Annotated in this window: 12 protein-coding genes; 5 read left to right on the top strand and 7 right to left on the bottom strand. The window is 70.6% G+C overall.

The genetic code is table 11. The annotated features are described in order from the left end of the window. Positions 1-27: 27 nt before the first annotated feature. Positions 28-1,656 carry a long-chain fatty acid--CoA ligase gene (locus ACGFMK_RS01195; protein WP_392755976.1) on the bottom strand — a complete coding sequence of 543 codons (1,629 nt, stop codon included), beginning with the start codon at positions 1,654-1,656 and terminating at the stop codon, positions 28-30. Positions 1,657-2,100: 444 nt separating this feature from the next. Here ACGFMK_RS01195 and mihF point away from each other — a divergent pair, with 444 nt between their 5' ends. Both mihF and ACGFMK_RS01185 read left to right on the top strand, forming a co-directional pair. Then, a complete protein-coding gene (gene mihF, locus ACGFMK_RS01190; protein WP_026468624.1) occupies positions 2,101-2,412 on the top strand; it encodes an integration host factor, actinobacterial type in 312 nt (103 codons plus the stop codon). Positions 2,413-2,495: 83 nt separating this feature from the next. After that, positions 2,496-3,638 carry an isochorismate synthase gene (locus tag ACGFMK_RS01185; protein ID WP_392755972.1) on the top strand — a complete coding sequence of 381 codons (1,143 nt, stop codon included), beginning with the start codon at positions 2,496-2,498 and terminating at the stop codon, positions 3,636-3,638. Between the two features lie 203 nt (positions 3,639-3,841). On the opposite strand, the gene ACGFMK_RS01180 is transcribed toward ACGFMK_RS01185, so the two are convergent. Beyond that, positions 3,842-4,528, bottom strand: a complete 687-nt coding sequence (locus ACGFMK_RS01180) for a 4'-phosphopantetheinyl transferase family protein (protein ID WP_392755969.1) — start codon at positions 4,526-4,528, stop codon at positions 3,842-3,844. Positions 4,529-4,657: 129 nt separating this feature from the next. On the opposite strand from ACGFMK_RS01180, the gene ACGFMK_RS01175 reads away from it, so the two are divergent. Beyond that, complete coding sequence (locus ACGFMK_RS01175) at positions 4,658-5,827, top strand: acyl-CoA dehydrogenase family protein (RefSeq protein ID WP_323324054.1); 1,170 nt, start codon at positions 4,658-4,660, stop codon at positions 5,825-5,827. Positions 5,828-5,891: 64 nt separating this feature from the next. Here the strand turns inward: ACGFMK_RS01175 and ACGFMK_RS01170 are convergent, their stop codons facing one another. The 4 genes from ACGFMK_RS01170 to ACGFMK_RS01155 are packed head-to-tail and all read right to left on the bottom strand — an operon-like array spanning position 5,892 to position 9,166. Continuing rightward, positions 5,892-6,212: a hypothetical protein gene (locus ACGFMK_RS01170; protein ID WP_155540761.1), complete on the bottom strand. Its 321-nt coding sequence runs from the start codon at positions 6,210-6,212 to the stop codon at positions 5,892-5,894. A 58-nt stretch (positions 6,213-6,270) separates the two neighbouring features. Further along, positions 6,271-6,912, bottom strand: a complete 642-nt coding sequence (locus ACGFMK_RS01165) for a TetR/AcrR family transcriptional regulator (RefSeq protein WP_392755965.1) — start codon at positions 6,910-6,912, stop codon at positions 6,271-6,273. Further along, positions 6,903-8,432 carry an ATP-dependent acyl-CoA ligase gene (locus ACGFMK_RS01160; RefSeq protein ID WP_392755963.1) on the bottom strand — a complete coding sequence of 510 codons (1,530 nt, stop codon included), beginning with the start codon at positions 8,430-8,432 and terminating at the stop codon, positions 6,903-6,905. Before ACGFMK_RS01160 ends, ACGFMK_RS01165 begins: the two co-directional genes overlap by 10 nt. After that, positions 8,429-9,166, bottom strand: a complete 738-nt coding sequence (locus ACGFMK_RS01155; protein ID WP_392755960.1) for an enoyl-CoA hydratase/isomerase family protein — start codon at positions 9,164-9,166, stop codon at positions 8,429-8,431. Before ACGFMK_RS01155 ends, ACGFMK_RS01160 begins: the two co-directional genes overlap by 4 nt. Before the next feature lie 47 nt (positions 9,167-9,213). On the opposite strand from ACGFMK_RS01155, the gene ACGFMK_RS01150 reads away from it, so the two are divergent. Then, positions 9,214-10,797, top strand: a complete 1,584-nt coding sequence (locus ACGFMK_RS01150; protein WP_392755958.1) for an amidohydrolase — start codon at positions 9,214-9,216, stop codon at positions 10,795-10,797. A gap of 4 nt (positions 10,798-10,801) precedes the next feature. Here the strand turns inward: ACGFMK_RS01150 and ACGFMK_RS01145 are convergent, their stop codons facing one another. Beyond that, the gene (locus tag ACGFMK_RS01145; RefSeq protein WP_392755955.1) at positions 10,802-11,122 is read right to left on the bottom strand and encodes a hypothetical protein; all 321 of its coding nucleotides are present in this window, start codon (positions 11,120-11,122) and stop codon (positions 10,802-10,804) included. Between the two features lie 58 nt (positions 11,123-11,180). Between ACGFMK_RS01145 and ACGFMK_RS01140 the strand changes: the two genes are divergently transcribed. Further along, positions 11,181-11,621: a GNAT family N-acetyltransferase gene (locus tag ACGFMK_RS01140; RefSeq protein WP_392755952.1), complete on the top strand. Its 441-nt coding sequence runs from the start codon at positions 11,181-11,183 to the stop codon at positions 11,619-11,621. Positions 11,622-11,643 lie beyond the last annotated feature (22 nt).

Here is an 11,643-nt window from a genome sequence, read left to right as displayed (position 1 = left end):
ACTAAAGGCTCGCCGGAGATTTACCCGTTAGAGCTGTGAGATGTCGAGCTTTCCCTCGGAGTAGGACGCGCGGATCCGCTTCTTGTCGAACTTGCCGACGCTCGTCTTGGGCACTTCGTCCACGAAGGTCCAGTTCTCCGGCAGCTGCCACTTCGCGACCTTGTCGCTGAGGAACTCGCGCAGCTCCTCGGGCGTGGCGCTCTGGCCCTCCTTGAGCACGACGGCGACCAGCGGCCGCTCGTCCCACTTCTCGTCCGGGATGCCGACGACCGCGGCCTCGGCCACCGCCGGGTGGCCCATGACCTGGTTCTCCAGGTCGACCGAGGAGATCCACTCGCCGCCGGACTTGATGACGTCCTTGGCGCGGTCGGTCAGCGTCAGGTAGCCGTCCGAGCTGATCTTGCCGACGTCACCGGTGCGCAGCCAGCCGTCGTGGAACTTGTCCGGGTCGATATCGGCCCCGCCGTAGTAGGCCCCGGCGATCCACGGGCCGCGGACCTCCAGTTCGCCGACGGCTTCGTTGTCCCAGGGCAGCTCTTCGCCCGAGTCGCCGATCAGCCGGGCCGTCACGGCGGCCGGGAAGCGGCCCTGCGTGTAGCGGTAGCGCCAGGCCTCGTCGCCGGTCGCGGACGCCGGCGGGCGCGCGACGCTGCCCAGCGGCGACGTCTCCGTCATGCCCCAGGCGTGCAGGATCCGGACGTTGTGCCGCTCCTCGAACGCGTGCATCAGCGACGGCGGCACCGCCGACCCGCCGACGACGACCTCGCGCAGGTGCGAGATGTCCTGCGGGTGGGCTTCGAGGTGGGCGAGCAGGCCCTGCCAGACGGTCGGGACCGCGCCGGCGAACGTCGGCTCGACGTCGGCCAGCAGCGCGGCCAGCGGGGCGGGCTGGAGGAACCGGTCCGGCATCACCAGAGTCGCGCCGACCATCAGCGCCGCGTAGGGCAGGCCCCACGCCATCGCGTGGAACATCGGCACGATGGCCAGGGCCTTGTCGTGCTGGGCGAGGTTCATGCTGTCGCTCATGCAGACCTGCATCGAGTGCAGCCAGATCGACCGGTGCGAGTAGACGACACCCTTGGGGTCACCCGTCGTGCCCGACGTGTAACACATCGCGGCCGCGGAGCGCTCGTCGATCTCCGGCCAGTCGAAGGTGTCCGGCTGGCCGGCCAGCAGCTCGGCGTAGGAGTGGACCTGGATGCCGTCGGGGGCCTGCAGGGACGCCGCGTCGCCGTTGGCCACGATGACGTGCCGGACCGTCTTGAACTCCGGCAGCTGCTTGGCCAGCAGCGGGACGAGGGTGCCGTCGACGATGACGACCTGGTCCTCGGCGTGGTTGGCCACGAAGACCAGCTGCTCGGGGAACAGCCGGATGTTCAGGGTGTGGAGCACGGCGCCCATCGCCGGGACGGCCAGGTAGGCCGCGAGGTGCTCGGCGTTGTTCCACATGAACGTGCCGACGCGCTGGTCGCCGGTGATGCCGAGGCTCCGGAGGGCGTTCGCGAGGCGGGCGGCGTTGCGGCCGAGTTCGCCGTAGGTCTCGCGACGGGCTTCTGAACCGGTCCAGGTGACGACTTCGCTCGCCGAGTGCACCGACGTGCCGTGGCGGAGCAGGTTCGCCAGCGACAGCTGGCCGTCCTGCATGGTGCTCAACATGGTCACTCCCGGGGTGTTCGCCGGTGAACGGGGGTTGGGCCGACTCTAGTGCGGATCGGGTGAAGCGGGCATGGTCAACAATGCCTCCGTTCGGTCACGGTCGTCGCCCGATCGCGGGACGACCGAACGGTGATCATGATCATCGGATTTTGGCCCTTTTCCTTGCAGGGAAGGAAATACGCGCGAATTCGGGGCGTAGTGGAAGCTTCACTTCCGGGTGAGTTGGGCCACTCGGGACGCAGAATGGGAGCGTTTCCGCAGGCCGGAGCGGGTTGCCCGGCATCACCTCCAGGGGTAATAAGTGCGTGTCGGTTGCACGACCACGAACCCGGTGGCGTTTACTGGGGCCGTGGTAAGGGACGGCTGGCCAGCGCTTGCAGCAGCAAGCACAGCAAAAAGCCGTCGGCCGCGAAAGCGGAGACCTGAGAGGAAAGGACTACTACGTTGGCTCTGCCTACGTTGACTCCGGAGCAGCGCGCCGATGCACTCGCCAAGGCGGCCGAGGCTCGCAAGGCGCGTTCGGAGCTGCTCGCGTCGATCAAGTCCGGCAAGGAGAGCATCGAAAAGGTGCTCAAGCAGGCCAAGGAGAACAAGACGATCGGGAAGACGAAGGTCACCCAGCTGCTGAAGGCCGTCCCCGGCCTCGGCGCGGTGAAGGTCGCCGCCCTGCTCGAGCAGGCCGGCATCGACCCGGACCGGCGTGCCGCCGGCCTGGGCGAGCGCCAGCGCGAGGCGCTCATCGACGCGCTCAAGTAGCCGTCACCAGGAGCTGACCGCGAGGGGAGTGTCGCTCGTGACACTTCCCTCGCGGATCTCCCGGATCCTGGGACTCTGGAGTCGTGGACGAACTCCCAGTTGCTGATTTGGCCGCTCGCTACCAGCGCGGCGACTTCCTGTTCACGACCGCCCGGCGCGCACTCCTGGCGCAGGGCACCCTCCGGACCGTCACGGAGACGGATCCCCGGCGGCTCGCCTCGGTGATCCCGGGCGTGCTGGCCGAGACCGGCGCCTCGCTGGCGGTCGGCGTCCTGCCGTTCGACACCGGGCCCGACACGAAGGTGCCGGGTCACCTGGTCGTGCCGCGGACCGTCCACCGGTCCGAAGGCGCCCCTTCGCTGCCCCGCGAGGTCCTGGCCGCGCCGTCACACGTGCGCGAAGTGCCCTCGCCCGAGCAGCACATGGCTTCGGTGCGCGCCGCCGTCGACGCTCTTCGTGAGCGTGACCTGCGGAAAGCCGTCCTGGCTCGCGCGCTCGACCTCGAGTTCTCCTCACCGGTGGCCGCCGAGAGCATCGTGCGGAACCTGGCCGTCGGCAATCCCCGGCACTTCACCTACGCGGCCGAGCTGCCTGGCGGCCGGACGCTCGTCGGCGCCACGCCGGAGCTGCTGCTGCGCCGCACCGGGCTGACGGTGTTCTCCAGCCCGCACGCGGGCTCGATGCCGCGCTCGGCCGACCCGGCGACCGACCGAGCCAACGGCGAGGCGCTGCGGACGTCCCGCAAGGACCAGCTGGAACACGCCGTGGTGATCGACTACGTCGTCGAGGCGCTGCGGCCGTTCTGCCGGACGCTGGAGGTCCCCGCCGAGCCGGAGCTGGTGACCACCCCGGCCATCTGGCACCTGCGCACGCCGATCACCGGCGAGCTGGCCGACCCGGACGTCACGGCGCTCGACCTCGCGGCGGCCCTGCACCCCACCCCGGCGATCTGCGGCACCCCGACCGAGGGCGCGCGCGACCTGGTCCAGGAGCTGGAGCCGTTCGACCGCGACTACTACGCGGGCGCCGTCGGCTGGGTCGACGCCGCGGGCGACGGCGAGTGGGCGGTGGCGATCCGCTGCGCCGAGATCGCGTCGACGTCGATGCGGCTCTACGCCGGGGGCGGGATCGTGCCGGCGTCGGACCCGCGGGCGGAGCTGGACGAGACGACGGCGAAGTTCCGGACTCTCCTGACGGCGATGGGCCTCGAAGACTCGCTCAGGTAGACCAGAGGACGCGGAGCAGGACGCCCGGTCTGGAGCGTCCGGTCCGCGGCTTGGAGCATGCGCCGGTGCGCGGCCGGTCGGCCGGCGTGCTTCGTGCCACCCGGCCCCACGAGGCGAGCCTCTCGACCAGGTCGGTCGGGCTCAGCGGCTCGCGGGCTACGTCGAGCGCGTGCTCGTGGTCGACCTTCTGCTCCGCGTCTTCGTCAGGGCACCCAGTGTTCCTCGGTCACCGACAGTTCGTCGGTGGTCAGCACCGCGATCGCCGCCCGGTAGCCGTCCGCGGCCTTCAGGTCCGCCAGCCTCGTGCGGGCCGGGTCCAGGGCCGGGTCGCCTGACGAGACCAGGCGGGCCGGCTCGTCGTAGCGGGAGAACGTGATGCTCTGCAGCGGGATCTTCAGGCCCTTGCCCGTGGCCTTCATCACCGCTTCCTTGCGCGTCCAGTAGACGAAGAACGCTGCGGCCTTCTCCTCGGGCAGCAGGCCTGCGAGGTGCCCGGCCTCGGCGGGGCTCAGGGCGTATTCGATGAGACCGTCGTCGGCCTTGCGGGTGGCCGTCTCGACGTCGAGGCCGACCGGGACCGCCGGGGTGGCCGCGAGGCCGATCAGGTCGCCCGAGTGTGAGATGGACAACGTCAGGTCCGCGCCCGGGATGCGGGGCCTGCCGTGCGGTTTGCCGCAGTCCTCGCAGGTCGCGTCGAACTTCACCGACTCCAGCGGGACGCCGAGGCGCTCCGCGGTGACCGTCTTCGCCAGGACGCGGCCGGTGAGGAAGCGGCGCTTGTCCGCGTCCTGCCGGTACGCCTCGAACCGGCCCTGTTCGACGTCGTCGAGCAGGCGCAGGAACTGCGGCTCGGCGGGCAGGGGCGCTGACCAGCGGACGACGATCTCCATCACAACCCCGATCCTCCCGGGCCGCGCGGCGCTTGTCACGAATCAGGGGACAGGACTGGGGTAATCCCGCTCTCAGGAGGTACCCTCGGACTAAGCGGTCGCTTAGCCAGTGTCGGAGGAGCAGCTCGGATGGATTTCTCACTCAGCACCGAAGAACGTGAAGTGCGCGACTGGGTCCGCACGTTCGTCCAGCGGGAGCTGATCCCGCTCGAGCAGGAGGTCCTGCGCCGCGAGCGAGCGCACCAGCCCGGCCTCACCGGCGAGGAGCTGAAGGACCTCCAGCTGAAGGCCAAGGAATCCGGCTTCTGGGGCGTGTTCACCCCCGAGGAGTACGGCGGCATGGGCCTTTCGGCCGTGATGGCCGCGCTGCTGGAGGCCGAGCTCGGCCGCACCTTCGTGCCGTTCCGCTTCGGTGGCGCCGCGGACAACATCCTGTTCCACGCCAACGAAGAGCAGAAGCAGACCTACCTGCTGCCGACCATCTCGGGCGAGCGCAAGTCCTGCTTCGCGATCACCGAGCCGGGCGCCGGGTCGGACGCCAAGGCCATCCGGACGACCGCCCGCAAAGACGGCACCGACTGGGTCATCAACGGCGAGAAGACCTTCATCACCGGCGGCAACGAGGCCGACTTCACCATGGTCTTCGCCATCACCGACCCCGAGAAGGGCGCGAACGGCGGTGTCACGTGCTTCCTGGTCGACCGCGAGGCCGGCTGGAAGTCCGAGTACATCGACACCATGGGCGAGTGGGGCCCGGCGTCGCTGATCTTCCAGGACGTCCGTGTCCCGGAGACGCAGATCCTCGGTGAAGAAGGCCGCGGTTTCGAGCTGGCCATGCAGTGGATCGGCCAGGGCCGTTACCTGCTGCCGGCGCGCGCGATCGGTTCGTGCGAGCGGCTGATCTCCATGGCCATCGAACACGCAAACACCCGCGAGACGTTCGGGCAGAAGATCGCCGAGCGGCAGGCCATCCAGTGGATGATCGCCGACTCCGGCGTCGAGCTCGAAGCGCTGCGCTGGCTGGTGCTCAACGCCGCCTGGCAGGTCGACCAGGGTGTCGACTCGCGGCACGCGCAGTCGATGGCGAAGCTGTACGGCGGCCAGAAGGCCAACGAAATCGTCGACCGCGTGCTGCAGATCCACGGCGGCATGGGGTACACGCGCGAGCTGCCGGTCGAGCGCTGGTACCGCGAGCTGCGGCTGCTGCGCATCTACGAGGGCACCGACGAGATCCAGCGCCGCACGATCGCGCGCAACCTGCTCAAGGGGCACGTGAAGGTCGGCGGCGTGCTCGGCTGAGGACCCCCGGACGCAGTCGAGGCCGCTTCCCGGATCTCCGGGAAGCGGCCTCGCGGCGTTGGGGCTACTTCTTGTTGCGGATGGCGATCGGTACGCCGGCCAGGTCCTCTTCGTTGCACAGCAGCTTCACGTCGTAGTACGGCGAACCCTGGCGGTCGTCGTAGTCGAGGTGGATGGCCAGGACGTCGAGGGGCTCGCCCAGCCATTCCTGCGCCTGCCGTAGCCACTTGGAGCACCGCTCCAGGGCGGTGGGGAGATCGTCATCGCGGAACTCGACCGGGCGGTAGGGTACGTCCTGCACCTGATCGCGGGGGTGTGCCGGCGTCGGGAGGCCCGGCGCGAGACCCGAGTCGTCCAGTTCCAGTTGGATCGTTTCCTCAGTCACCCTTCGAGCGTCCCCCACCTGCGCCGTCTGGGCAAGGCGTACACAGGTAAAAGCGGCGCTAAACGGACAGCCCCCACTCTTTCGCGACGATTTCCCGGCACCGTGCGAGGTTGCTTACACCGGGCGAGGACGTGCAGCCCAGGGCCCGTGACGCCAGCTCCGCGTAGTGCTCGGCGAGCTGGTCCAGCGCGAGCGGGCCGCGCGGGGAGTACCACCGCGCGACGCCGCTGCACATCTCCAGCAATGCCAGGCGCGTGACCGCCGGGTGTTCGGTGTGGAACACCCCGGCCGCCACGCCTTCGTCGATGGCCGCGGCCCAAAGCCGTTCGTAACCGTCGCGCAGGGCGACGACCGGTGCGCGCGCGGCCGGGGACAGGACGTCGACTTCGTTGTCCACCACGCGGGTTTCCGCCGGACCGACGGCGTGCGCGAGCACGTGCAGCGCGACGAGCGTGCGCAACCGATGCACCGGATCGGGGCTGCCGGCGGTCGCTTCGCGGGCGGCGTCGAGGAGGCGGGTCAGCGCGGTGTGCATGATTTCCGCGAGCAGATCCTCCTTGGTGCCCATGTAGTGGTAGAGGCTCGCCGAGGAGAGTTCCGCCTCCTGGGCCAGATCCCGGATGCCGGTGCCGTGGAACCCCTTGGTGGCGAACAGCTTCACCGCCGCGGCGCGCACGCGTTCGCGACTGCTCACAGCCATGCTTCCGCCTTCGTGTCCCAGGCGCCGGCGCGCAGGTCGGCCACCTTGCGCAGCTCGCCCTTCGCGACGCGCTCCGACGGCGTCAGCGGCAGCTCGTCGGCGAACGCCCAGAACCGGGGAACCTTGAAGTAGGCCAGTTTCTCGGCGCAGAAAGCGGCCAGCGCGGCCGGTTCCGGACGTTCGCCGTCACACACGACGTACGCCTTGATCTCCTCGCCGCGCAGCTCGTCCGGCACCGCGATCACGGCCGCGAGCCGCACCGCCGGGTGCAGCAGCAGCGCGCGCTCGACCTCGTCGGCGGAGACGTTCTCGCCGCTGCGGCGGATCATGTCCTTCGTGCGGCCGACGTAGTAGACGCGGCCCACGTCGTCCATCCTGGCCAGGTCGCCGGTGCAGAACCAGCCGTCGCGGAAGGCCTTCGCCGTCGCCGCGGGATCCTCGTGGTAGCCGTGCATCAGGCCGATCCCGCGGATCAGCAGCTGCCCGGTTTCCCCGCGCGGCAACGGCTTCCCGTCGTCACCGGCGATCATCACCTCGCGGTCGCGGCTCGGCCGGCCGATGCAGCCGGTGCCGACGGTCTCGTCGTGGTCGGCGGCCCCGACCCGGATGTCGCCGCCCGTCTCGGTCATCCCGAACGCCTCGAACCACGGCACACCCCAGCGCCGCTCGAGCTCGGCGTGCAGGTCGTGCGGGATCGCGGACGCGCAGATCGCGCGGACCCGGTGGTCGCGGTCGGCTTCGGACGGCTCTTGGCGCAGCAGCAGCGTCGGCATCAGGCCCAGGCAGTAGAACCACGTGACGCCGTGTTCGCGGACCTTCGCCCAGAACGTGCTGGGGTGGAACCGGTCCAGCACGACGAGCGTGGCCCCGCCGGCCAGCCCCAGCGCGACGTTCCACTGTGGATCGATGTAGTGGAACGGCTGCGCGGTGAGGATGACGTCGTCCTCGCCGACGGCCGGGAAGTCGGTGGCGAGGCTGACGGCGAGCGTCGTCCAGTAGCGGTTCGGCAGCACGCAGCCCTTGGGGGCGCCGGTGGTGCCCGAGGTGTACTGGATGTTGACCGGCGTTTCCGGCACCGGTGTGAAGGCGGCGCTTTCACGTGGAAGTGCCGCCTGGAGCGTGTCCGGGGTGATCACCTCGGCCAGGCTGATCCGGTCGAGCAGCTCGGTGAACTCCGGCGCCGCGACGACCAGCTTCGCACCGGAGTGGCGGAGGACGTGGGCGCCGTCGAACTCGCGGTAGTTCGTGTTGACCGGCACCAGCTGCGCGCCGATCTTGGCCAGGCCGAGCCAGATCAGCGGGAACGCGGGCTGGTTGCGCAGCATCACGGCGACCCGCTCGCCCGGGCCGATCCCGCGTTCGGTCAGGGCGGCGGCGATGCGTGACGTTTCGGCGTCCACCTGAGCGAAGGTGAACCGCTCGCCGGTTTCGTCGAAGATCCACGCCGTGCGCCGCGGCCACAGCTCGGCGGCGCGCGCGACGAGCTGGGCGAGCGTCCCGATCTCGGCCGGCGGCGTCACGTCCGGCTCCGGAAGGCCTCCGTGGACGCGGCGACCGCGGCCGAGTGTTCGGTGATCAGCGCGTGGCTGACCTCCAGCTCCAGCGCGGGCTCGATGTCCGTGCTGGCGTCGAGGACGCGCTTCGCCATCGCCGCGGCGGCCGGCGGGTGCTCGGCGATCCGTTTCGCCCAGCTAAGCGCTTCCGCCTGGAGCTGGTCGGCGGGCACGGCCGCGTTGACCATGCCCAGCTCGGCGGCCTTGCGGCCGTCGAAGCGCGCACCGAGCAGCAGCAGTTCCTTCGCCTTGAGCGGGCCGACGAGCAGCGGCAGCAGGCGCGACGCCGCGCCGGTGACGCTCAGGCCCAGCGAGACCTCCGGGAAGGCGAACACCGCGTCCTCGGCCGCGAGGATCAGGTCGCAGCCGAGCGCGAACTCGGCGCCCGCGCCGATCGCGTAGCCGTGCACCGCCGCGATCACCGGCTGCCGCAGCGCGCGCAGCCGCCGCGTGACGTCCTGGAGCCGGTCGAGCCGCGCCCGCGAATCACCCGCCGGGGTGGGTTCCTTGAGGTCGTGGCCGGCGCAGAAGGCCCGGCCTTCGCCGGACAGCACGACGACGCGCGCGTCACTGCGGGCGGCGGCGTCGAGGGCGGCGAGGAAGTCGTCGACCAGCACGGCGGCGACCGCGTTCAGCCGCTCGGGCCGGTTGAGCCGGATGTGCGCGATGCCGTCCTCGACGGCGAAGTCCACGGTGGGCATGAGGCCGATGCTAGACGTTCGATCGATCGATCGATAGCCTCTGGACCATGCGGGTCGATGCGGTCTACGAAAACGCCCTGGTGTGGACGGGCACGGGCTTGACCAGCGCACTCGCCGTGCTGCACGGCCGGGTCGTCGCGCTGGGAGAGGACGCTCTCGGGGTGTCCGCGCGCCGCCGCGTCGACCTCGGCGGCGGGTTCGTCGTGCCGGGCTTCCACGACGCGCACAACCACATGGCCTGGTTCGGGATGGCGCTCGACGACGTTTCGCTCGGTGGCTGCCGCAGCGTCGAGGAGGTCTACGACGCCGTCGCCGCGCGGGCCGCGACGCTGCCGCCCGGCAGCTGGGTGATCGGCAGCGGGTACGACCAGAACAAGCTCGCCGGCGGGCACCCGGACCGGCACGGCCTCGATCGCGCCGCGCCCGGGATGCTGGTGCGGCTGAAGCACACGTCCGGGCACATGACCGTGGTCAACTCGGCCGTGCTCGATCAGCTGGACCTGACCCACGTGCCGGTCGGCGGCGACGTCGTGCACGCCGGCGGCTCGCCCACCGGCCTGCTGCGCGAGCAGGCCCAGCTGCTGCTGCGGCCGCTGACCTACCCGACACCCGTGGAGCAGGTCGTCCGCGGCCTCGACCGGGCGTCGGAGCGGTACCTGTCCGAAGGCATCACGAGCGTCCAGGAGGCCGGGATCGGCGGCGGGCTGGTCGGCGAGACACCCGCCGAACTGGCCGCCTACCAGCTCGCGCGCGACCGCGGCGTGCTGCGCGTGCGCAGCACCGTGATGGTCGCCGCGAGCGTGCTCCACGACCTGCCCGACGGTGCCGGGTTCGGCCTCGACCTCGGCCTGCGCACCGGCCTCGGCGACGAGTGGCTGCGTGTCGGCCCGATGAAGCTGTTCGCCGACGGTTCGCTGGTCGGGCGCACCTGCGCGATGCACGAGCCGTTCGACGGCGAGCCGGGCAACGTCGGCTACTTCCAGGTGCCCGAGGACGAGATCGCGCGCACGATCCGGCGCGCGCACGACGCTGGCTGGCAGATCGCGACGCACGCGATCGGCGACCGCGCGATCACCGTCGTCCTCGACGCCTATGAAGCCGCGTTGAAGGCTTCGCCGCGCGCGGACCACCGGCACCGCATCGAGCACTGTGCGGTGCTTCAGCCCGCCGAGCTGACCAGGCTCGCGTCGCTGGGGTTGCTCGCCTCACCGCAGGGCCGGTTCGTCAACGAGCTCGGCGACGGCATGCGCGCCGCGCTCGGCGAGGCCCGCGTGCCGTGGTGCTACCGGCTGCGCAGCGTCCTCGACGCGGGCTGCGTGCTCCCGGCGTCGTCGGACCGCCCGGTGGTCGACGGCCACCCGCTGCTCGCCCTCGCGGACATGGTGCGCCGGCGCACGGCGTCCGGCGCGCCTTTCGCACCCGAAGAGGCGTTGACGCCCGAGGAGGCCCTGCGCGCGTACACGTACGGCTCGGCCTACGCGACCTTCGCCGAGCAGGACCTGGGCACACTCGAGCCCGGGAAGCTCGCCGACTTCGCCGTGCTCTCCGGCTCGCCCCTGGACGAGTCCGCTTTGGACGACCTGAGTGTGCAAGCCACCGCCGTCGGCGGCGAACTGCGTTACCAGGCCTGATGTCTCACTTCGTCCGGATGAACTCGAGTGCCTCCTTCGCCAGGGCCGGCCACGGCTGCGGCGAGTCCGCCGCCAGGGCCAGCCATTCCTTCATCGGGGTGCCCTTGTTCGCGTCGAACCGGACGCCGTGCCCGCCTTCGACCAGCTCGTCCACGCGTGCCTTCGGCAGCTTCAGCACCAGCTGCCCGCGGACGAACATCGCGAAGATCCGGCCGTCCGCGCGCAGGGCACCGCGCCCGAACCCGCCGGTCGTGCCGGGTGGCGTGATGCCCGGCTGTCCGGTGAACTCGTCGACCAGGTCCTCGAACTTCTCCTCCGGTGACACCGGCCACCTCCTTCGCGCTCGACCCTAACGACCACCACCGACAGAAACGGGAGGCGAAATGCCCGTCCGCGACGCCGTCTTCGAAGACATCGAGGAGATCTGCGCGCTCATCGAGGAGCACGCCGTCTACGAGGACAACCACGACCTCAAGCTGGACCGCGCCGAGATGAGCGGGCACCTGTTCGGGCCGGACCCGAAGGCCTGGGTGCTGATCGCGACCCCGCCCGACGAGCCCGGGACCGTCGCCGGCTTCGCCTTCTGCAGCTGGAACTTCTCCACCTGGGAAGCCAAGCCGGGGATCTGGCTGGACGACCTGTTCGTGCGCCCGTCCCACCGGCGCTTCGGCCTCGGCAGCGAACTGCTCGACGAGCTGCGCAACCGCACCACCGGCCGCGTCGAGTGGGACATGCAGGCGGGCAACGAGAAAGGCGAGGCGTTCTACGCCCAGCTCGGCGCGGAACCCGTGCCCGGCTGGATCCGCTACCGCTGGCGGCCGTGACTTTCACGAGAAAGTAGGCGGC

This window comes from Amycolatopsis sp. NPDC049252, from assembly GCF_043197175.1.
In the GTDB taxonomy this organism is placed as follows: domain Bacteria; phylum Actinomycetota; class Actinomycetes; order Mycobacteriales; family Pseudonocardiaceae; genus Amycolatopsis.
Note: the sequence above shows the minus strand (reverse complement) of the source record. Positions and strands in the feature narration are given on the sequence as shown.

What these genes read in the sequence shown, in the direction of transcription:
- ACGFMK_RS01195 (WP_392755976.1), bottom strand. Translation starts at nt 1,656, where the DNA reads ATGTTGAGCACCATGCAGGACGGCCAGCTGTCGCTGGCGAACCTGCTC.
- ACGFMK_RS01180 (WP_392755969.1), bottom strand. Translation starts at nt 4,528, where the DNA reads ATGGAGATCGTCGTCCGCTGGTCAGCGCCCCTGCCCGCCGAGCCGCAG.
- ACGFMK_RS01175 (WP_323324054.1), top strand. Translation starts at nt 4,658, where the DNA reads ATGGATTTCTCACTCAGCACCGAAGAACGTGAAGTGCGCGACTGGGTC.
- ACGFMK_RS01165 (WP_392755965.1), bottom strand. Translation starts at nt 6,912, where the DNA reads ATGGCTGTGAGCAGTCGCGAACGCGTGCGCGCCGCGGCGGTGAAGCTG.
- ACGFMK_RS01155 (WP_392755960.1), bottom strand. Translation starts at nt 9,166, where the DNA reads ATGCCCACCGTGGACTTCGCCGTCGAGGACGGCATCGCGCACATCCGG.
- ACGFMK_RS01150 (WP_392755958.1), top strand. Translation starts at nt 9,214, where the DNA reads ATGCGGGTCGATGCGGTCTACGAAAACGCCCTGGTGTGGACGGGCACG.
- ACGFMK_RS01140 (WP_392755952.1), top strand. Translation starts at nt 11,181, where the DNA reads ATGCCCGTCCGCGACGCCGTCTTCGAAGACATCGAGGAGATCTGCGCG.